This is a genomic window from Thermus sp. (assembly GCF_056332225.1).
The window spans coordinates 1-684 of the sequence record NZ_JBWGQW010000196.1; the positions used below are offsets into that span (position 1 = coordinate 1).

General features: G+C 72.1%; 2 protein-coding genes. Both read right to left on the reverse strand.

Going from position 1 to position 684, the window contains the following annotated elements; genetic code table 11:
* Nucleotides 1–92 precede the first annotated feature (92 nt).
* Nucleotides 93–347: a hypothetical protein gene (locus AC01Y6_RS10875; protein ID WP_476671543.1), complete on the reverse strand. Its 255-nt coding sequence runs from the start codon at nt 345–347 to the stop codon at nt 93–95.
* The coding region (locus AC01Y6_RS10880; protein WP_476671544.1) for a hypothetical protein at nt 334–684 on the reverse strand (351 nt) is incomplete at its 5' end. The genes AC01Y6_RS10875 and AC01Y6_RS10880, both read right to left, overlap by 14 nt.

Sequence of the window (684 nt, forward strand, 5' to 3'; positions counted from 1 at the left end):
TGGGAGGCCACGTCCACCTCGAGGCACTGGGCCACCCACAGGTCCCCCTCGCGCCACAGGTGAGCGGTGAAACGCCGGGTCATGGGCTCAGTTTACTCTGCCTCCACCATGCCCCTACGCCGGGAGGGGAGCTTCCCCCTCCCCGAGGGCCTCGAGGGCCGCCCCTTGCGGTCCATGCGTCCGAGGGCCCAGAGGACGGCGGCCAGGGCGTCCACCTCCCCGGGCGAGAAAGCGCGGGTATAGCTCCCGTCCTTCACTACCAGGTGGCCGGGGGGCTCCAGGGGGTCTGTGAACACGTCCAGCCCCTGCTCGCACAGGTACCGGGCCAGCGCGTCAACGGGCCGCATGGGCCACCTCCCTCAGGCGGGCCAGGGCCTCCTCCCACCCCCTGGCCGTGAAGGGCGTTTCGCCTCCCCTCCACACGCTCAGCTTCTCGGGGGGGACCAGCCCCTTCCCGGCGGCCTCGAGCCAGGCATGGGCCTCGAGGCGGGGGAGGAGGAGTACGTAGCGCGCCCCCCCGGTCAGGGCTTCCACGGCCACCTCCCAGCCCACCACCAGGTCCACGCTCCACCCACCATTTGTGGCGGCCATGTGAAGGCGGCGGGGGGAAAAGTTCCGGTCGGCCCAGGCCAGGTAGGGGGTCAGCCCCTCCGGGGAGAGGTAATGGGTGGCGGGGGCTACCCC